Genomic DNA, 17,716 nt, shown 5'->3' with positions numbered 1-17,716 from the left:
GTGTGAAATAGACCCCTACAGACATGACTGCCCGGTAAGACGCTAGCAAAATCAGCCACACTCCATACATAAACATCCTTTTCAGGGTGCGAATCATTAACATTTATAATGTTTCAGCTTTTCAACCTGCCGAAACAACCCAAAACGAGCCCACAAAAGATCACCTGCCCGATCATGATAAATGCCCAACACTCCCATTATCCTCAACAGACATATGGCTGTGGGTACCAGTAGGACGTGTCCTTGGCGTGAGTGCCTTCAGCAATCCCTAGCTTGGCCCGCGCCGGATCGTAGAGAAAGCAACTGTTGCTGACTACGACCCATGGCGCCCCCATAAGTCTGCGCGAGAGCGTATTGCTGTAGGGTTGATTACCGTCTGCCACCCAGACAACAGCGCCGTTATCTTTAACAACCAAATTACCGTCAGGTTGCAAATCCAACTTAAAACGCCCATTGGGCGATTGCAGAAACTGACCAGGCCTCATTATTTGATTGGGAGGCAAAACAGCACCCCCGCTACCGGTAAAGGAACCGTAATTGATACTCATTTTTTACCCTCATACAAATCAATAGAGGGTTTATATAAGCACCTCACGACAAAATAAATACAATAAATAAGTAATGCAGCGCCCAAAAAATCACCTTTGCACACTCATCAAGAAAACAACTGCACATGGGTTAAATCCGGGCGATACAAACAAAAAACCCGCCATCATCGGCGGGTTTTCTGTAACAGACTGAGAATCAGATCGCGCCGCGGCTGCGCAACACGTCCAGCACCAGCTTCACGCCTTCATCCACTGTCAGCGTCTGGGTGTCGATCACCAGATCGGCGTCCAGCGGCACGTCGTACGGGAAGGACTCGCCCGGGATGTTATCCCCATCGGCAGCGTACAGGCCCTGAGGGTCACGCTCGCGGCAAATGGCAGGCGAGGCCTGGACATAGACCGTTACGAGGCGATCCTTGCCGATCAGCGCTTTCACGCGCTCTCGGCCTTCGGCATCCGGTGCCACGAAGGCAGCCAGGGTCAACAGACCGGCTTCGTTGAACTGACGCGCCACATGAGCGGCACGGCTCCAGTTCTCGGTACGACCGGCACGGTTCTGCGGCAGGCCTTTGTTCAGGTCGTGGCGCAGGTTCTGCCCATCCAGCACGTATACGGCGCGGCCCATGTCGAACAGCTTGCGCTCGACTGCATAGGCCAGCGTGCTCTTGCCCGCGCCCGACAGGCCGCTGAACAGCACGGTGGCGGGCTGCTGACCGAAGCGCTGGGCGCGCTCCTGAGTGGTCACGTGCGCCGACTCGCCATGATGCGTCGAACCACCGGCATTGACCGGCTTGGCGATGATCATGCCCGCCGCCACAGTGCCGTTGGTCAAACGGTCAATGACAATGAACGCACCGGTGGTGCGGTTGCTGTCGTAACCGTCCAGCGCGATAGGCGCATCGAGGCTGACCTTGACGCGGCCGATCTCGTTCAACTGCAACGAACTGGCAGGGCCTTCGACCAGCGTATTTACGTCAACCCGATGGGTGATGCTGGCAATCGAACCCGGCACGTAGCTGGTAGCGCGCTTGATGTCGTATTTCTTGCCCGGCAGCATCGGCTCTTCTGCCATCCAGACCAGCATGGCGTCAAACGCGTCGCTGACCTGCGGAACGTTGTCGGCATGCACCAACAAGTCGCCACGGGAGATGTCGATCTCGTCTTCCATGGTCAAGGTCACGGCCTGACCTGGGCCCGCCTGCTCCAGCTCGCCTTCGAAGGTGACGATGGACTTCACGCGGCTGCTCTTGCCCGACGGCAACACGACGATCTCATCGCCTTTGTGCACGATGCCGCTCGCCAGCGTACCGGCAAAGCCACGGAAATTGAGGTTGGGACGATTGACGTACTGCACCGGAAAACGCAAGTCGGTGTAGTTGCGATCACTGGCGATCTCGACCGTTTCCAGAATCTCCATCAGCGACTGACCGGTGTACCACGGCGAACGCTCGCTGCGGTTGACCACGTTGTCACCCTTGAGCGCCGACATCGGCACGAACGCCATTGTGGTCGGCTTGAAGGCAATGCCTTCGGCAAACTTCAGGTAATCAGCCTTGATCGACTCGAACACGCTCTCATCGAAGCCGTTGAGGTCCATCTTGTTGATGGCGACCACGATGTGCTTGATGCCCAGCAGGGACGCAATGTAACTGTGGCGACGGGTCTGGGTCTGCACGCCATAACGCGCGTCCACCAGAATGATCGCCAGATCGCAGGTCGATGCACCGGTGGCCATGTTGCGGGTGTACTGCTCGTGACCAGGGGTGTCAGCAATGATGAACTTGCGCTTGGCCGTGGAGAAATAACGGTAGGCGACATCAATAGTGATGCCCTGCTCCCGCTCGGCCTGCAGGCCATCCACCAGCAATGCCAGGTCGACGTCGTCGCCTGTGGTACCGGACTTCCTGGAATCGCGCGTAATGGCCTCCAGATGGTCTTCGTAGATCATCTTGGAGTCGTGCAGCAGGCGGCCGATCAGCGTGCTCTTGCCGTCGTCGACGTTGCCACAGGTGAGGAAGCGCAGCATTTCCTTGCGTTCGTGCTGGCCCAGATAAGCGAGGATGTCCTCGCTGATCAAATCAGATTGATGCGACATGTGACACCCCCTTAGAAATAACCCTGACGTTTCTTTTCTTCCATTGAGCCGGCACCATCGTGGTCGATGACACGGCCCTGACGTTCGGAAGTTCGCGTCAGCAGCATTTCCTGAATGATGTCAGTCAGGCTGGTGGCTTCGGACTCGACAGCACCGGTCAACGGGTAGCAGCCAAGTGTACGGAAACGCACCTTCTTCTTGACGATGCGCGCCTTTTCCTCGTCGGTCAGATGCTCGAGGATGCGATCGTCGTCGATCATGATCAGCGTGCCGTTCTTCTCGATCACGTCACGCTCGGCCGCGAAGTACAGCGGCACGATCGGGATACCTTCAAGGTAGATGTACTGCCAGATGTCCAGCTCGGTCCAGTTCGACAGCGGGAACACACGGATCGACTCGCCCTTGTTGACGTTGCCGTTGTACACGTTCCACAGCTCGGGACGCTGGTTCTTAGGGTCCCAGCGGTGCTTGCTGTCGCGGAAGGAGTAGACGCGCTCTTTGGCGCGGGACTTTTCTTCGTCACGGCGTGCGCCACCGAACGCTGCGTCGAAACCATGCTTGTCCAGCGCCTGCTTGAGGCCCTCGGTCTTCATGATATCGGTGTGCTTGGCACTGCCGTGCGTGAACGGGTTGATGCCTTGCGCCACACCGTCGGGGTTGATGTGGGTGATCAGGTCCAGGCCCATTTCCTCGACCATCTGGTCGCGGAAGCGATACATTTCCTGGAATTTCCAGCGGGTGTCGACATGCATGACCGGAAACGGCAGCTTGCCCGGAAAGAAAGCCTTGCGCGCCAAGTGCAGCATCACGGCCGAATCCTTGCCGATCGAGTACAGCATCACCGGGTTATCGAACTCGGCGGCGACCTCGCGGATGATGTGGATGCTTTCCGCCTCCAGCTGTTTCAGATGCGTCAGTTTATCAACCATGGTTACTCACGGATTGCGTTCGTTGGACCGGGAAAACCCGGGGCGGCCTGCGGGCCGTATTCGAGCCGCGCACTTTATCATGCGTGATATCGCTAATCAGCGCAGCGGCTAGATCGAAACGATCTATGCATATGCTCCGCCGTTTGATCGGTCAGATCGGGTTGGGGCAGTCGATAAAGATGTGCTCGACCGCAAAGCGCCGCGCCAGATAATCCCCCAGCGCCTGAACACCGTAACGTTCGGTGGCGTGGTGTCCGGCGGCAATGAAACTGATGTCGTTTTCACGGGCACTGTGAAAGGTCTGCTCTGACGCTTCGCCGCTCAGGAACAGATCGACGCCTTCAAGCACTGCCTGGTCGATGTAACCCTGCCCGCCCCCCGTGCACCAGCCGACCCGACGAATCATCTGACTGCCTTCGATCAGCAACGGCTCGCGCCCCAGCGCGTCCTGCACTCGACGGGCGAAATCACGCGCAGTCACGGCTTCGGACAGTGAACCGACCAGACCGACCACCTTGGGGTTTTCCGGATCAAGAGGGCCTTCGACGGTGATGTCCAGCTGCCGAGCCAGTTGTACGTTGTTGCCCACGTCCGGATGAACATCCAGCGGCAAGTGATAGGCCAGCAGGCTGATGTCATGCTTGAGCAACGTTTTCAGGCGGCGCTGTTTCATGCCGACGACACAGGGGTTTTCGCCTTTCCAGAAATAGCCATGGTGCACCAGGATCAGGTCGGCCTGGGCTTCGACCGCGGCGTCCAGCAACGCCTGGCTAGCAGTGACGCCACTGACGATGCGCATCACTTGCGGACGGCCTTCGACCTGCAGGCCGTTGGGGCAGTAATCCTGAATACGGGCGCTGTTCAGATAGCGATCGGCTTCTTCAACCAGGGTGCTCAGGGCAACAGCCATAAAAGACTCCTAAATATGCAGTTCAGAGCTGCTTTGTACTCGTATAATGCCCGCCATTATGGCGCACCCGCGGCAAAAATCTCTGCGCCGAAACCATCAGGACGTGTTCAATGCTCAAGGCACTGCGCTTTTTTGGCTGGCCGCTGCTGGCCGGTGTGCTTATCGCCATGCTGATCATCCAGCGTTATCCACAGTGGGTCGGACTGCCCAGCCTGGATGTCAATCTGCAACAGGCACCGCAGACCACCAATATCATGCAGGGCCCGTCGTCCTACGCGGATGCAGTCAGTGCCGCCGCGCCAGCGGTGGTCAACCTCTATACCACCAAGATGGTCAACAAGGGCAACAATCCGCTGTTCGAAGACCCGCAGTTCCGGCGTTTCTTCGGCGATAACACGCCCAAGCAGAAGCGCATGGAATCCAGCCTGGGCTCCGGCGTGATCATGAGCCCGGAAGGCTACCTGCTGACCAACAACCACGTGACCATTGGCGCTGACCAGATCGTGGTGGCGCTCAAGGACGGCCGCGAAACCATCGCGCGCGTAATCGGCAACGACCCGGAAACCGATCTGGCCGTTCTCAAGATCGACCTGAAAAACCTACCGTCGATCACCATCGCCCGCTCGGACGGCATCCGCATCGGTGACGTGGCGTTGGCCATCGGCAACCCGTTTGGCGTCGGTCAGACAGTGACCATGGGCATCATCAGCGCCACGGGTCGCAATCAGCTGGGCCTTAACACCTATGAAGACTTCATTCAGACCGACGCGGCGATCAACCCGGGCAACTCGGGCGGCGCGCTGGTGGATGCCAGCGGCAACCTGACCGGTATCAATACGGCGATCTTTTCCAAATCCGGTGGCTCGCAGGGCATCGGTTTCGCCATTCCGACCAAGCTGGCGATGGACGTCATGAAGTCGATCATCGAACACGGTCAGGTCATTCGTGGCTGGCTGGGTATCGAAGTTCAGCCGCTGACTCAGGAACTGGCAGAGTCGTTTGGCTTGAAAGATCGTCCGGGCATCGTGGTCGCCGGGATCTTCCGCGACGGACCGGCGCAGAAAGCCGGGCTGCAGTTGGGTGACGTGATTCTGAGCATCAATGGCGAACCGGCCGGCGATGGCCGCCGCTCAATGAACCAGGTGGCGCGCACCAAGCCCAAGGACAAGATCGCCATAGACGTGATGCGTAATGGCAAGGAGTTGCGACTCAGCGCCGAAGTAGGCCTGCGACCGCCTCCTGCGCCGACGCCTGCTGCGAATCCTGAGTGATTCGAAACGGGCGGGGTGACGGATTATGGCGCACAGACAGAACCGATAACCCTCGAACAAGATCGGGCCCTCGCTGCGCGCTCACCGTCAGACACCTGTCTTGTAGCAACCAACAGGCCGATCTGCCTCCCAGAAGCTGGACGCCCATCTGACTTCATGGGGTCAGGTCAGACTGTGGGGCGTCCCGTGGCGCTCCGCGTGTCACAGCTCTCAGATATCGCTCAACCCTTCCAGCAATGCCTGATGCTGTTCCGGCGTACCAATGCTGATGCGCAGGAACTGCGCGATGCGTTGCTGCTTGAAGTGACGCACGATCACGCCTTGCTCGCGCAGTTTCGCAGCCAGTTCGGCGGCATCGTGCTGTGGGTGGCGAGCGAAGATGAAGTTGGCGGCTGAAGGCAGCACCTCGAAACCCTTGGCCTGCAACTGTTCAACCAGCGCTTCACGGCTTTGGATGACCTTGTTGCGCGTCACCTCGAAGTGCTCTCGATCGTCGAATGCTGCCGCTCCGCCCACATTCGCCATGCGGTCCAGCGGATAGGAGTTGAAGCTGTTCTTGACCCGTTCCAGCGCCTCGATGAGATCAGGGTGGCCGACCGCAAGACCGACGCGCAGTCCCGCCAGTGAACGCGACTTGGACAGGGTCTGGGTCACCAGCAGATTCGGATAACGATTGACCAGCGCAATCGCGGTCTCGCCACCAAAGTCGATGTACGCCTCGTCCACAACCACTACCGAATCCGGACTGGACTTGATGATCCGCTCGACCGCCTCCAGCGCCAACAGACAGCCGGTGGGCGCGTTGGGGTTGGGAAAGATGATACCGGCGTTCGGACGCGCATAATCCTGGACACGGATCTGAAACTGCTCGTCCAGCGCTACCGCTTCGTAATCGATGCCATACAGGCCGCAATAGACCGGGTAGAAGCTGTAGCTGATGTCTGGAAACAGCAACGGTGCATCGTGCTTGAACAACCCGTAGAAGATATGCGCCAGCACCTCGTCGGAACCGTTGCCCAGGAAGACCTGATTGGGCTCGACGCTGTAATAACGGGCCACCGCCTGCTTGAGCAGGTCGCTATTGGGATCAGGGTAAAGACGCAGGTCGTCGGTGAGCGCACCGCGCATGGCTTCGAGCGCCTTGGGCGACGGGCCATACGGGTTTTCGTTGGTGTTGAGTTTGACCAGCTTGCTCAGTTTGGGCTGCTCGCCCGGCACGTAAGGCACCAGATCGCGAACGAAGGGACTCCAGAATTTGCTCATCAGTTGCCTTCCTCTGTGCGACCGGCTTTCCAGCTCGGGTCTGTAATTCGATATTCGGCGCTGCGGGCATGGCCACTCAGCGATTCGCCACGAGCCAGCACGGAAGCCGTCTTGCCAAGTTCCGACGCACCTTCTGGCGAGCAAAAGATAATCGAAGAGCGCTTCTGAAAATCGTAGACCCCCAGTGGCGACGAGAAACGCGCCGTGCCGGAGGTCGGCAACACGTGATTGGGACCGGCGCAGTAATCGCCCAGCGCCTCGGAGGTGTGACGGCCCATGAAGATCGCGCCGGCATGGCGAATCTGCGGCAGCCATGCTTCAGGGTCGGCCACCGACAACTCCAGGTGCTCGGGTGCAATGCGGTTGGCCACTTCAATGGCCTGCGCCATGTCAGCCACCTTGATCAGCGCGCCGCGGCCATTGATGGACGTCTCGACAATCGCTGCACGCTCCATCGTTGGCAGCAGACGAGCAATGCTGGCGGCGACACGGTCCAGGAACTCAGCGTCCGGACTGACCAGAATCGCTTGCGCATCTTCGTCATGCTCGGCCTGGGAGAACAGGTCCATGGCGATCCAGTCAGGATCGGTCTGACCGTCACACACCACCAGAATCTCGGACGGCCCGGCGATCATGTCGATGCCCACCTGGCCAAACACGTGGCGCTTGGCCGTGGCGACATAAATGTTGCCGGGACCCACGACCTTGTCGACCTTCGGCACGCTTTCGGTGCCATAGGCCAAGGCCGCAACGGCCTGTGCGCCACCGATGGTGAACACGCGGTCGACGCCAGCGATGCAGGCCGCAGCCAGCACCAGTTCGTTGATCTCGCCACGCGGCGTCGGCACGACCATGACCACTTCGGTCACGCCCGCTACTTTGGCAGGAATAGCGTTCATCAATACCGATGACGGGTAGGATGCCTTGCCGCCCGGCACGTAAAGGCCTGCACGATCCAGCGGCGTAACCTTCTGGCCAAGCACCGTGCCGTCGGCTTCGGTGTAGCTCCAGGAGTCCTGCTTCTGCTTTTCGTGATAACTGCGAACACGCTCGGCAGCCTTCTCAAGCGCCTGTCGCTGGACTGGCGTGATACGCGTCAGCGCAAGTTCCAGACGTTCGCGGGGCAGAATCAGATCGGCCATCGACGCGACCTGCAGGCCATCGAAGCGCTGGGTGAACTCGACCAGTGCGGCGTCGCCACGTTCACGCACAGCCTTGATGATGTCGAGCACGCGCTGATTGACCGAGTCGTCAGACACACTTTCCCAGCTCAGCAGATGATCCAGATGTCGGGCGAAATCCGGGTCGGCAGCATCGAGTCGGCGAATAGCGGTGGAAGTGGTCATGGCGAGGGCCTCAATAATTGGCGGATGCTCAGGAGCCTAAAGCTACCAAGCTATCCGCGCAGGCACCTGAGAAATTTGGCTATGACACGGATAGCTGGACGCAACTCAACGTTGCGTGATCGGGTCAGCCGCGGTGTCGCGACTCCACTGCCTTGCGCAGGGTGTCGATGAGCGCCTGAATACGCGCGTGCTGCATTTTCATGGAAGCCTTGTTGACCACCAGACGCGAACTGATGGTCGCGATCAGTTCCTGTGGCTCAAGACCATTGGCACGCAGTGTGTTGCCGGTGTCGACCACGTCGATGATCTTGTCGGCCAGACCGATCAGCGGGGCCAGCTCCATCGAGCCGTACAGCTTGATGATGTCGACCTGACGACCCTGCTCGGCGTAATAACGCTTGGCGACGTTGACGAATTTGGTAGCGACGCGCAGGCGGCCCTTGGGCTCTACAGCGCCGATGGCACCGGCAGTCATCAGCTTGCACTTGGCAATCTGCAGATCCAGCGGCTCGTAAAGCCCCTGTCCGGTGTATTCCATCAACACATCCTTGCCCGCCACACCCAGGTCAGCGGCACCATGCTCGACATACGTCGGTACGTCCGTGGCCCGCACGATCAGCAGACGCACGTCAGGCTGGGTCGTGGGAATGATGAGCTTGCGGCTCTTGTCCGGATTCTCGGTCGGCACGATGCCTGCCTCAGCAAGAAGCGGCAGGGTGTCGTCAAGAATGCGGCCCTTGGACAGTGCGATGGTCAACATGGGAAACGTAAGTCCTTATCAGGAAACTTTTGGCATGACGCAAGCGGCGCATGACAATCCTCAGGCACAGAATGCCGGAGGTGAAACGAATCGGAAATCACACCTGCTATCGAACGACAACCCCGGCGCACTTGAGGCGCCAGGGTCGTTGACCACTAGCCCGGAACGCGACGGATCTTGGCGCCCAGCATCTGTAGCTTCTCTTCGATGCACTCGTAACCACGGTCTATGTGGTAGATGCGGTCGATCAGGGTATCGCCTTCGGCGACCAGAGCCGAAATCACCAGACTGGCCGAAGCGCGCAGGTCAGTCGCCATCACTGGCGCGCCCTTGAGGCTTGTCATGCCGGTCACGATGGCCGTATTGCCTTCCACCTGGATATGCGCGCCCATGCGGTGCATTTCGTACACGTGCATGAAACGGTTTTCGAAGATGGTTTCGATCACTGCGCCAGTGCCTTCGGCAATGGCGTTGAGCGAAATGAACTGCGCCTGCATATCGGTCGGGAACGCTGGGTAAGGGGCGGTCCGCACATTGACGGCCTTGGGCCGCTTGCCATGCATGTTCAATTCGATCCAGTCGTTGCCGGTGGTGATCTCGGCGCCGGCTTCCTGAAGCTTGAGCAGAACGGCTTCCAGGATGGTCGGATCGGTGTCCTTGACCTTGACGCGACCGCCGGTAACGGCCGCCGCAACCAGATAGGTACCGGTTTCGATACGGTCAGGCATGACCTTGTAGGTCGCCGAACCCATACGCTTTACACCATCGATGGTGATGGTGTCGGTGCCTGCGCCGTGGATTTTCGCACCCATGGCGATCAAAAAGTTCGCCAGATCGACCACTTCAGGCTCACGCGCGGCGTTCTGCAGCACGCTGCGACCGTTCGCCAGGCTGGCGGCCATCATGATGTTCTCTGTACCGGTCACGCTTACGGTATCGAAGAAGAAATTGGCACCGCGCAGGCCGCCCTCAGGCGCCTTGGCCTTGATGTAGCCGCCTTCGACGTCGATGATCGCGCCCATGGCTTCAAGACCGCGGATGTGCAGGTCAACCGGACGAGAACCGATGGCGCAACCGCCAGGCAGCGCAACTTCTGCTTCGCCGAAGCGCGCAACCATCGGGCCGAGTACCAGAATCGATGCACGCATGGTCTTGACCAGTTCATACGGTGCGATCAGGGTCTTGATGGTGCGAGGGTCGATTTCCACGCTCAGCTTTTCGTCGATCACAGGCTCGATGCCCATGCGACCGAACAGCTCGATCATGGTGGTGATGTCGTGCAGGTGCGGCAGGTTCTGAACGGTGACCGGCCCATCGGCCAGCAAGGTCGCAGCCAGGATCGGCAGCGCAGCGTTCTTTGCCCCGGAAATGCGGATTTCGCCATCAAGACGAGCACCACCGGTAATAATCAATTTATCCATTAGAATCTCGACACCAATTGGCTCAGGTGCGCTCGGCCCAGGCAGCGCGGCTGAAAAATTTCATAGTCACCGCGTGGATACTGCCGTCGGCAATCCAAGGGTTCAGATGGGCATAAATCTGTTGCTGACGCTTGACGGGGCTCAGACTGGCCATCTCGTCACTGATCACGTTCAGCTGGAAGTTGCAGCCTTCGCCTTCGACTTCCACATTGATTTCGGGCAGCTTTCCTTCAAGGAAGGCTTTCACTTCTAGGGCCTGCATGCTTAACCTCGATCGGCGCTGAACGCGCGCGGGTCGGCCATGATACAAAAAAGCCCATGCTATGCGAACCCCGATGATGGGGTGCCGGACAGAGGGCTTTTCCGATTGACCTGTTAATGGATGTCCAGAAGCTCGTTCAGTCCTGAAACCTGAGCGATTTCACGCATGTCTTCGGGTAGACACTGCACCTTGAGCGACTTGCCGGCTTCGCTCGCGTCACGCATGAAGGCCAGCAACAGGGCCAGGCCCACGCTGCTGGATTTCTCGACGCCTGAACAGTCCAGGGTCAGGGTCTCGAGATCACCGGACCTGATCAGCGCCGCGCCCTGCTTACGCAGTTGCGGCCCGGTGCGATAATCCAGAACCCCGACCAGTTTCAGCTCGCCAGGCCCGACCAGACGGACAGCCGTCTCACTCATTGTGCAGACTTCTGCGCAGCTTGGTCGGTGGTTTCCTTGGCCTTGGCGACTACGCCAGCCCAGCCATCGATCGTCTTGTCCAGGTCGTTGCCGTTGCGCTGCATGGCGTCGGCGAACTGATCGCGGAACAATTTTCCAATGTTGATACCGTTGATGATGACGTTACGCACCTTCCACTCACCGCTGACCTTTTCAAGGGTGTAGGAAACCGGGTACACAGCGCCATTATTACCCTTGACCTGCATGTCTACGCTGGTGCGGTCGGCCCCCTCTTCCTTGGCAGGCGAAACGGTGATGCCCTGGTTGTTGTACTCAAGCAAGGCGTTGCCATAAAACTGCATCAGGCTGCGTTTGAAGTTTTCCTGAAAGCGCTGCATCTGCTCAGGCGTAGCCTTGCGCGAATACTTGACTGTCATGATGCTGCGGGAAATGCCATCGGCATCCACCACAGGACCGACGATGCGGTTCAGGGCATCGTAAAACGCACCCGGATTGGCTTTGTACTGCTCTCTGTTGGCCGAAAGGTCACTCAGCAATTCCTTGGTGGTGCGATCGACCAGATCATGGGCTGACGTTGCCGACGCGGCATTGGCCAGCATGGGCAGAGCGGCCAGTAATACCAGAAGGCCACGGCGCAGAATCGAGATCATTTATAGCTCCTCATTTGGCGTCTTTGCTTACAGTATTGAGCAGGAACTTCCCGATCAGATCCTCAAGAACGAGGGATGACTGCGTGTCATGGATGGTCGACCCGTCCTTGAGCAGCGCTTGATCGCCACCTACGCTCAAACCTATGTATTTCTCACCCAGCAGGCCCGCCGTCAGGATCGACGCCGTGGAGTCTGCCGGAAGATTGTCTACCTTCTTCTGGATCTCCAGCGTGACACGACCGGTGTAGGTATCGCGGTCCAGATCGATCGCGGTGACCCTGCCGATCGTGACGCCGGCCATGCTTACCTTGGCTCTGACAGTCAAACCGGCAATATTGTCGAAGTAGGCATAAAGTTTATAACTGTCGTTGGTCGCACTGGTGCTCAGACCACTGACCCGCAGGGCCAGCAAGAGCAGAGCCAGTATCCCGGCCAGCAGGAACAGGCCGACACCGGTTTCGATGGCGCGGTTTTGCATCAGAAATCTCCAAACATCAAGGCGGTCAAAATAAAGTCCAGGCCCAGCACTGCAAGCGAGGCATACACCACGGTCTTGGTCGTAGCACGGCTGATCCCCTCGGAAGTGGGATCACAGTCATAACCCTGGAAAACGGCAATCCATGTCACCACAAAAGCAAATACGACGCTTTTGATGACGCCATTGAGCACATCGTTCGTGAAAGAAACGCTGTTCTGCATGTTCGACCAGAAGGAGCCCTGATAGACGCCCAGCCAGTCGATCGCCACCCACGATCCACCCCAGATACCGACCACGCTGAAAATCATCGCCAGAATCGGCAAAGAAATGAAGCCTGCCCACAGGCGCGGCGCAACGATGTACTTGAGCGGATCGACACCGATCATTTCGAGGCTCGACAACTGCTCCGTGGATTTCATGTTGCCGATCTCGGCGGTGAGTGCGGAGCCCGCACGACCGGCGAACAGTAGAGCGGTCACGACCGGACCCAGTTCACGCAATAGCGTCAGCGCAACCATCTGCCCGACCGCCTGCTCGGAACCGTACTTGGTCAGAATACTGAAACCCTGCAGCGCCAGTACCATGCCGATGAACGCACCGGAGACGACAATGATGACCAGCGACATGACGCCGACCGAATACAGTTGCTTGACCAGCAACTGAAAACTGCTGCCCGTGCCGCCCCGACCCAGCAGGGCATGGCCGAGAAATATGCCTGAACGCCCCAGAACGGTAATGATATCTATGGCCGAACGCCCAAGCAGGCGGATACGGTCCATCAGTGACTTATTGCGCATCAGCGCTTCCCCAACAGGTCTTCGCGAAAATCCGGCGCCGGATAATGGAATGGCACAGGGCCGTCTGGCTCACCGGTCATGAATTGACGAATGCGCGGATTGTCCGAGGACATCAATTCCTGCGGCGTGCCCTGCCCCAACACCTGTCCATCACCGACGACGTACAGATAATCGGCAATGCTCGCGGTTTCGCTCAGGTCATGGGACACCACGATGCTGGTAATTCCCAGTGCATCGTTGAGCAGCCGGATCAGACGCACCAGAACCCCCATGGCGATCGGGTCCTGCCCGACAAAGGGTTCGTCATACATCAGAATCTGAGGATCAAGGGCTATGGCACGGGCCAGCGCAACACGGCGCTTCATGCCACCTGACAGTTCGTCGGGCATCAATTCAACCGCTCCGCGCAACCCAACGGCCTGCAGCTTGAGCAGCACGATATCGCGAATCATCTCTTCGGGCAGTTCGGTGTGAACACGCAGCGGGAATGCCACGTTTTCGAACACGTCCAGATCCGTGAACAGGGCGCCGCTCTGAAACAGCACGCCCATCTGCTTGCGAGCGTCAAACAGATCACTACGCGACAGCTCTGGCAGATTCTGACCGTTCACCCACACCTGGCCTTCGCTCGGGCGAAGCTGTGCGCCCATCAGACGCAGCAACGTAGTCTTGCCGCAGCCGGACGGACCCATGATTCCCGTGACCTTGCCGCGGGGAATACGAATATCGACATTATTGAAAATGCTGCGCGTGCCGCGTTTGAAGGAAACCCCTTTCAACTCGACCGCGTAAGCGTTATCAGGACTCATCTAAACTCCTTGCGATACAGCCTCCCTCCTCAGCCGCCAACCCCCGAAGGGAGACAAGCCGTCCAGGCGGGCCGAACGAGCGGCGGACTATACCATCGCAGCGACACGCCACCCAAGAAGAGAACCAGTAGGTTCAGATATTCACCGGATAACCATTGAGCGCTCCATCAGCAGCGCCATTCGCAGTGCAACCTGCACCGCCCAGCTACAGACCCTCCAACGCGCAGGAAATTCGTTTATAAACGACACAACGACGATCAGACGTGAGGGAATCGTACAATACCGCTATAATCGCCGCCTTTCAGCAGCGCGATCCTTTCAAGATATGAACCAACCCAGCGACCTGATTCAATCCGCGCAACGTACCATTCGCCTGGAAATGGAAGCGATTGAAAGCCTGCTTGCACGCCTTGATGCAGATTTCGTGCGCGCCTGCGAAATGATTCTCTCCAGCAAAGGCCGCGTTGTCGTGGTTGGCATGGGTAAATCAGGGCACATTGGCAACAAGATTGCCGCCACACTGGCAAGCACCGGGACGACCTCGTTTTTTGTTCATCCGGCAGAAGCCAGCCACGGCGACATGGGGATGATCACCCGGGACGATATAATCCTGAGCCTCTCCAACTCAGGGACGACCAGCGAGATCCTCACCCTGCTGCCTTTGATCAAGCGTTTGGGTATCAGCATGATCAGCTTGACCGGCAACCCTGACTCGACGCTTGCCAGGGCCGCTGACGTAAATCTGAATGTCAGCGTACTGCATGAGGCATGCCCGCTGAATCTGGCACCCACCTCATCCACCACCGCCGCCCTTGTGATGGGCGATGCGCTGGCCGTGGCACTGCTTGAAGCCCGTGGTTTTACCGCCGAGGATTTCGCCTTTTCTCATCCAGGCGGCGCACTGGGTCGGCGCTTGCTGCTCAAGGTCGAGCACGTGATGCACTCGGGAGATGCACTGCCTACAGTCAAGCGTGGCATCCCGTTGCGCGATGCGCTTCTGGAGATGACCCGCAAGGGTCTTGGCATGACGGCGGTGCTGGAAACCGACGGTAGACTGGCAGGCATCTTCACCGATGGAGATCTGCGACGCACACTCGATCGTGCCTTCGACATACGTGAAACCACCATAGACGAAGTCATGACGATTCACGGCAAAACGGTGAATGCGGACATGCTCGCTGCAGAAGCGCTGAAAATAATGGAAGATAACAAGATCAGCGCCCTGGTCGTTGTTGACGAAAACGATCACCCGGTCGGGGCATTCAACCTGCAGGATCTCCTGCGCGCGGGAGTGATGTAAATGCAGACCCAGGCAGCGAACAGCGAACTCATGCAACGCGGCAAAGCCATCAGACTGGCGGTCTTCGACGTCGACGGCGTACTGACCGATGGTCGGCTGTACTTTCTTGAAGACGGCAGCGAATTCAAGACATTCAATACACTCGACGGCCAAGGCATCAAAATGCTGATAGCCTCCGGAGTGACCACGGCCATTATCAGCGGCAGAAAGACACCCGTGGTTGAGCGCCGGGCAAAGAATCTGGGCATCGAGCACCTTTATCAGGGTCGCGAAGACAAGCTGGTGGTGCTGGACCAATTGCTGGCCGAATTGAACCTGAGTTACGAACAGGTCGCCTATCTGGGCGATGATCTGCCAGACTTGCCAGTCATACGCCGCGTCGGTCTGGGCATGGCGGTTGCCAATGCGGCCGGTTTTGTCCGTCAACACGCTCACGGCGTTACACAGGCGCGCGGCGGCGAAGGGGCTGCACGCGAATTCTGCGAACTGATCCTGAGCGCGCAAGGCAACCTTGAAGCGGCCAACTCCGCCTATCTATAGAAGCCATTTATGTTCAGCAAAAAAATTCGAAAACTGATGTTTTTCGGAGTCGTGGTACTGTTGTTCGGTGCCGTAGGCTATTGGAACATTAACCCGGAAAGCTTCATGGACCAGCCAGTGAGCCCGGTCGACGAGACCGCCATTGATTACTATGCGGTCAATACGCACACCCATCAGTACCTGCCGGACGGTGGCCTTCAATACGAAATGACGGCTGACAAGGTTGAGCATGTCAAGGCCACTGACGTGACCCTGCTGACCACACCCGACCTGCAGATGTACCGCGGCACCGAGTTCCCCTGGCATGTGCAGAGCAAGCAGGGCGAGGTCTCCCCCGGAGGCGAGCAGGTGGAATTGATCGATTCGGTTCGCGTTGCGCGCACCGACGAAAAACAACGTACGACTATCATCACCAGTAGTCGCATGACCGTATTCCCACAGAAGCAATATGCGCAGACCGACCAAGACGTTAGAATCGACGCCGCTGGCGGTGTCACTACGGCCAAGGGAATGAAAGCATATTTGAAAGACAGCAGGATGGACCTGCTGTCCAACGTCAGAGGACAGTATGAGGCTCGTTAAAACTCTTCCTTTTTTGCTCGGCCTGGGCGCAGCACTGGGAAGCGCGAGCGCCTGGTCCCTGCCAACTGACCGCGATCAGCCGATCCACATTCAGTCCGATGATGCGCAGCTTGATGACAAGAAAGGCGTGGCCACCTACAAGGGCAACGTCATCATCACGCAAGGTTCGATGAAGATCACCGGCAATACGGTGACCATCACGCGCAACGCTCAGGGCGAAGTGGATATCTTCACGTCTGTCGGCAACCTGGCCTACTACGAGCAAAAGCCGGCGGTCGACAAACCGATCGTGCAGGCGTACGCCGTCACCATTCAGTATTACGCCGCTCAGGACCGTATCGTCCTGATCGACAAGGCCAAGGTTGTCAACGACGGCAACACATCCGAGGGCGAGAAGATCGTCTACGACACAGTCAGGCAGGTTGTCAGCGCAGGCCGTGCCAACGGTGGCGCTAAAGTGACCACGCCACGCCCACGGATCGACATGGTTATCCAGCCGAAAAAGAAAACCGATCAACCGCAGAAGGCCCAGTAATGGCAACGCTTAAAGCCCAGCATCTGGCTAAAAGCTACAAAAGCCGTCAGGTCGTGCGCGATGTGAGCATTTCCATCGAAAGCGGCCAGATTGTCGGCCTGCTGGGCCCCAACGGTGCCGGCAAGACCACCTGCTTCTACATGATTGTCGGACTGGTACAGGCTGATCAGGGCCGTGTACTGATCGACGACCTGGACGTCAGCCATCAGCCCATGCATGGCCGCGCTCGTGCAGGCATCGGTTATCTGCCGCAGGAAGCCTCGATCTTCCGCAAGCTGTCGGTGGCCGACAACATCATGGCCATCCTCGAGACCCGCAAGGAACTCGACACCGCTGCCCGGCGCAAGGAACTGGAAGGCCTCCTCCAGGAATTCCACATCACGCATATCCGCGACAACCTCGGCATGAGCCTTTCGGGCGGCGAACGTCGCCGTGTCGAGATTGCACGCGCTCTGGCGACAGCGCCCAAGTTCATCCTTCTGGACGAACCCTTCGCAGGCGTGGACCCTATTTCGGTAGGCGACATCAAGCAGATCATTCATCACCTCAAGGCCAAGGGCATTGGCGTGCTGATCACCGACCACAACGTTCGCGAAACGCTGGATATCTGTGAAACAGCCTACATCGTCAATGACGGACAACTGATCGCAGAAGGCGACTCGCAAACCATTCTGGCAAACCAGTTGGTTAAAGAAGTCTACCTGGGTCACGAATTCCGCCTGTAAAAGCCGCCTTTGAAAAAGCCGCATCCGGCCCTTCAAGGCCGCCAATACCGATGCGGCTTATTGACAAGACATTATT

20 protein-coding genes are annotated in these 17,716 nt (G+C 58.2%); 6 read left to right on the top strand and 14 right to left on the bottom strand.

The features are described from left to right. Nucleotides 1-203 precede the first annotated feature (203 nt). The 4 genes from JTJ32_RS13405 to JTJ32_RS13390 all read right to left on the bottom strand — a co-directional run bounded on the left by JTJ32_RS13405 (nt 204) and on the right by JTJ32_RS13390 (nt 4,482). Nucleotides 204-548: a hypothetical protein gene (locus tag JTJ32_RS13405; protein WP_236059292.1), complete on the bottom strand. Its 345-nt coding sequence runs from the start codon at nt 546-548 to the stop codon at nt 204-206. 196 nt (nt 549-744) lie between these two features. Continuing rightward, on the bottom strand, nt 745-2,643 hold the full coding sequence (gene cysN / locus JTJ32_RS13400; protein ID WP_210042329.1) for a sulfate adenylyltransferase subunit CysN: 1,899 nt from the start codon (nt 2,641-2,643) through the stop codon (nt 745-747). A gap of 11 nt (nt 2,644-2,654) precedes the next feature. Beyond that, the gene (cysD, locus tag JTJ32_RS13395) at nt 2,655-3,572 is read right to left on the bottom strand and encodes a sulfate adenylyltransferase subunit CysD (RefSeq protein WP_024687156.1); all 918 of its coding nucleotides are present in this window, start codon (nt 3,570-3,572) and stop codon (nt 2,655-2,657) included. A gap of 151 nt (nt 3,573-3,723) precedes the next feature. Beyond that, nucleotides 3,724-4,482 carry a Nif3-like dinuclear metal center hexameric protein gene (locus JTJ32_RS13390; protein ID WP_099226321.1) on the bottom strand — a complete coding sequence of 253 codons (759 nt, stop codon included), beginning with the start codon at nt 4,480-4,482 and terminating at the stop codon, nt 3,724-3,726. 110 nt (nt 4,483-4,592) lie between these two features. Between JTJ32_RS13390 and algW the strand changes: the two genes are divergently transcribed. Further along, nucleotides 4,593-5,753, top strand: a complete 1,161-nt coding sequence (gene algW / locus JTJ32_RS13385; protein ID WP_099226322.1) for a Do family serine endopeptidase AlgW — start codon at nt 4,593-4,595, stop codon at nt 5,751-5,753. 210 nt (nt 5,754-5,963) lie between these two features. Here algW and hisC read toward each other — a convergent pair whose 3' ends face one another. The 10 genes from hisC to JTJ32_RS13335 all read right to left on the bottom strand — a co-directional run bounded on the left by hisC (nt 5,964) and on the right by JTJ32_RS13335 (nt 13,958). Then, nucleotides 5,964-7,016, bottom strand: coding sequence for a histidinol-phosphate transaminase (gene hisC / locus JTJ32_RS13380; RefSeq protein WP_099226323.1), 1,053 nt, complete (start codon nt 7,014-7,016; stop codon nt 5,964-5,966). Then, nucleotides 7,016-8,362 (bottom strand): histidinol dehydrogenase, encoded by a 1,347-nt coding sequence (gene hisD / locus JTJ32_RS13375; RefSeq protein ID WP_210042327.1) that lies wholly within the window; start codon nt 8,360-8,362, stop codon nt 7,016-7,018. The genes hisC and hisD overlap by 1 nt, the downstream gene beginning before the upstream one ends. A 124-nt stretch (nt 8,363-8,486) precedes the next feature. Further along, complete coding sequence (gene hisG / locus JTJ32_RS13370; protein WP_004881537.1) at nt 8,487-9,122, bottom strand: ATP phosphoribosyltransferase; 636 nt, start codon at nt 9,120-9,122, stop codon at nt 8,487-8,489. A 155-nt stretch (nt 9,123-9,277) separates the two neighbouring features. Further along, nucleotides 9,278-10,543 (bottom strand): UDP-N-acetylglucosamine 1-carboxyvinyltransferase, encoded by a 1,266-nt coding sequence (gene murA / locus JTJ32_RS13365; protein WP_099226325.1) that lies wholly within the window; start codon nt 10,541-10,543, stop codon nt 9,278-9,280. A gap of 22 nt (nt 10,544-10,565) precedes the next feature. Beyond that, nucleotides 10,566-10,805, bottom strand: a complete 240-nt coding sequence (locus JTJ32_RS13360) for a BolA family protein (RefSeq protein ID WP_099226326.1) — start codon at nt 10,803-10,805, stop codon at nt 10,566-10,568. Nucleotides 10,806-10,918: 113 nt separating this feature from the next. After that, the gene (locus tag JTJ32_RS13355) at nt 10,919-11,224 is read right to left on the bottom strand and encodes an STAS domain-containing protein (protein ID WP_099226327.1); all 306 of its coding nucleotides are present in this window, start codon (nt 11,222-11,224) and stop codon (nt 10,919-10,921) included. Next, nucleotides 11,221-11,874: an MlaC/ttg2D family ABC transporter substrate-binding protein gene (locus JTJ32_RS13350; protein WP_099226328.1), complete on the bottom strand. Its 654-nt coding sequence runs from the start codon at nt 11,872-11,874 to the stop codon at nt 11,221-11,223. The genes JTJ32_RS13355 and JTJ32_RS13350 overlap by 4 nt, the downstream gene beginning before the upstream one ends. 10 nt (nt 11,875-11,884) lie before the next feature. After that, nucleotides 11,885-12,352, bottom strand: a complete 468-nt coding sequence (mlaD, locus tag JTJ32_RS13345; protein ID WP_004881542.1) for an outer membrane lipid asymmetry maintenance protein MlaD — start codon at nt 12,350-12,352, stop codon at nt 11,885-11,887. After that, entirely contained in the window at nt 12,352-13,149 is a 798-nt protein-coding gene (gene mlaE, locus JTJ32_RS13340; RefSeq protein WP_099226329.1) for a lipid asymmetry maintenance ABC transporter permease subunit MlaE, read from the bottom strand. The genes mlaD and mlaE overlap by 1 nt, the downstream gene beginning before the upstream one ends. Next, on the bottom strand, nt 13,149-13,958 hold the full coding sequence (locus JTJ32_RS13335) for an ATP-binding cassette domain-containing protein (protein ID WP_099226330.1): 810 nt from the start codon (nt 13,956-13,958) through the stop codon (nt 13,149-13,151). The genes mlaE and JTJ32_RS13335 overlap by 1 nt, the downstream gene beginning before the upstream one ends. Nucleotides 13,959-14,283: 325 nt before the next feature. Between JTJ32_RS13335 and JTJ32_RS13330 the strand changes: the two genes are divergently transcribed. From JTJ32_RS13330 to lptB, 5 genes are read left to right on the top strand one after another with little or no spacing between them, the layout of a single operon-like run. Beyond that, nucleotides 14,284-15,258, top strand: a complete 975-nt coding sequence (locus JTJ32_RS13330; RefSeq protein ID WP_099226331.1) for a KpsF/GutQ family sugar-phosphate isomerase — start codon at nt 14,284-14,286, stop codon at nt 15,256-15,258. After that, a complete protein-coding gene (locus JTJ32_RS13325; protein ID WP_210042325.1) occupies nt 15,259-15,798 on the top strand; it encodes a KdsC family phosphatase in 540 nt (179 codons plus the stop codon). A gap of 9 nt (nt 15,799-15,807) precedes the next feature. Continuing rightward, nucleotides 15,808-16,380, top strand: a complete 573-nt coding sequence (gene lptC / locus JTJ32_RS13320; RefSeq protein WP_099226332.1) for an LPS export ABC transporter periplasmic protein LptC — start codon at nt 15,808-15,810, stop codon at nt 16,378-16,380. After that, a complete protein-coding gene (gene lptA, locus JTJ32_RS13315; protein WP_099226333.1) occupies nt 16,367-16,915 on the top strand; it encodes a lipopolysaccharide transport periplasmic protein LptA in 549 nt (182 codons plus the stop codon). The genes lptC and lptA overlap by 14 nt, the downstream gene beginning before the upstream one ends. Then, entirely contained in the window at nt 16,915-17,640 is a 726-nt protein-coding gene (gene lptB / locus JTJ32_RS13310) for an LPS export ABC transporter ATP-binding protein (protein ID WP_099226334.1), read from the top strand. Before lptA ends, lptB begins: the two co-directional genes overlap by 1 nt. The last annotated feature ends 76 nt before the right edge of the window (nt 17,641-17,716 follow it).

It is taken from the genome of Pseudomonas alliivorans, assembly GCF_017826695.1.
GTDB lineage: Bacteria > Pseudomonadota > Gammaproteobacteria > Pseudomonadales > Pseudomonadaceae > Aquipseudomonas > Aquipseudomonas alliivorans.
The sequence above is the reverse complement of the archived record's forward strand: the minus strand, read 5'-3'. Positions and strand labels throughout refer to the sequence as shown.

What these genes read in the sequence shown, in the direction of transcription:
- lptC (WP_099226332.1), top strand. Translation starts at nt 15,808, where the DNA reads ATGTTCAGCAAAAAAATTCGAAAACTGATGTTTTTCGGAGTCGTGGTA.
- lptB (WP_099226334.1), top strand. Translation starts at nt 16,915, where the DNA reads ATGGCAACGCTTAAAGCCCAGCATCTGGCTAAAAGCTACAAAAGCCGT.
- cysD (WP_024687156.1), bottom strand. Translation starts at nt 3,572, where the DNA reads ATGGTTGATAAACTGACGCATCTGAAACAGCTGGAGGCGGAAAGCATC.
- mlaD (WP_004881542.1), bottom strand. Translation starts at nt 12,352, where the DNA reads ATGCAAAACCGCGCCATCGAAACCGGTGTCGGCCTGTTCCTGCTGGCC.
- JTJ32_RS13405 (WP_236059292.1), bottom strand. Translation starts at nt 548, where the DNA reads ATGAGTATCAATTACGGTTCCTTTACCGGTAGCGGGGGTGCTGTTTTG.
- JTJ32_RS13360 (WP_099226326.1), bottom strand. Translation starts at nt 10,805, where the DNA reads ATGCAGGCCCTAGAAGTGAAAGCCTTCCTTGAAGGAAAGCTGCCCGAA.
- hisC (WP_099226323.1), bottom strand. Translation starts at nt 7,016, where the DNA reads ATGAGCAAATTCTGGAGTCCCTTCGTTCGCGATCTGGTGCCTTACGTG.
- lptA (WP_099226333.1), top strand. Translation starts at nt 16,367, where the DNA reads ATGAGGCTCGTTAAAACTCTTCCTTTTTTGCTCGGCCTGGGCGCAGCA.
- JTJ32_RS13330 (WP_099226331.1), top strand. Translation starts at nt 14,284, where the DNA reads ATGAACCAACCCAGCGACCTGATTCAATCCGCGCAACGTACCATTCGC.
- mlaE (WP_099226329.1), bottom strand. Translation starts at nt 13,149, where the DNA reads ATGCGCAATAAGTCACTGATGGACCGTATCCGCCTGCTTGGGCGTTCG.
- murA (WP_099226325.1), bottom strand. Translation starts at nt 10,543, where the DNA reads ATGGATAAATTGATTATTACCGGTGGTGCTCGTCTTGATGGCGAAATC.
- cysN (WP_210042329.1), bottom strand. Translation starts at nt 2,643, where the DNA reads ATGTCGCATCAATCTGATTTGATCAGCGAGGACATCCTCGCTTATCTG.
- algW (WP_099226322.1), top strand. Translation starts at nt 4,593, where the DNA reads ATGCTCAAGGCACTGCGCTTTTTTGGCTGGCCGCTGCTGGCCGGTGTG.
- JTJ32_RS13355 (WP_099226327.1), bottom strand. Translation starts at nt 11,224, where the DNA reads ATGAGTGAGACGGCTGTCCGTCTGGTCGGGCCTGGCGAGCTGAAACTG.
- JTJ32_RS13390 (WP_099226321.1), bottom strand. Translation starts at nt 4,482, where the DNA reads ATGGCTGTTGCCCTGAGCACCCTGGTTGAAGAAGCCGATCGCTATCTG.
- JTJ32_RS13325 (WP_210042325.1), top strand. Translation starts at nt 15,259, where the DNA reads ATGCAGACCCAGGCAGCGAACAGCGAACTCATGCAACGCGGCAAAGCC.
- JTJ32_RS13350 (WP_099226328.1), bottom strand. Translation starts at nt 11,874, where the DNA reads ATGATCTCGATTCTGCGCCGTGGCCTTCTGGTATTACTGGCCGCTCTG.
- hisG (WP_004881537.1), bottom strand. Translation starts at nt 9,122, where the DNA reads ATGTTGACCATCGCACTGTCCAAGGGCCGCATTCTTGACGACACCCTG.
- JTJ32_RS13335 (WP_099226330.1), bottom strand. Translation starts at nt 13,958, where the DNA reads ATGAGTCCTGATAACGCTTACGCGGTCGAGTTGAAAGGGGTTTCCTTC.
- hisD (WP_210042327.1), bottom strand. Translation starts at nt 8,362, where the DNA reads ATGACCACTTCCACCGCTATTCGCCGACTCGATGCTGCCGACCCGGAT.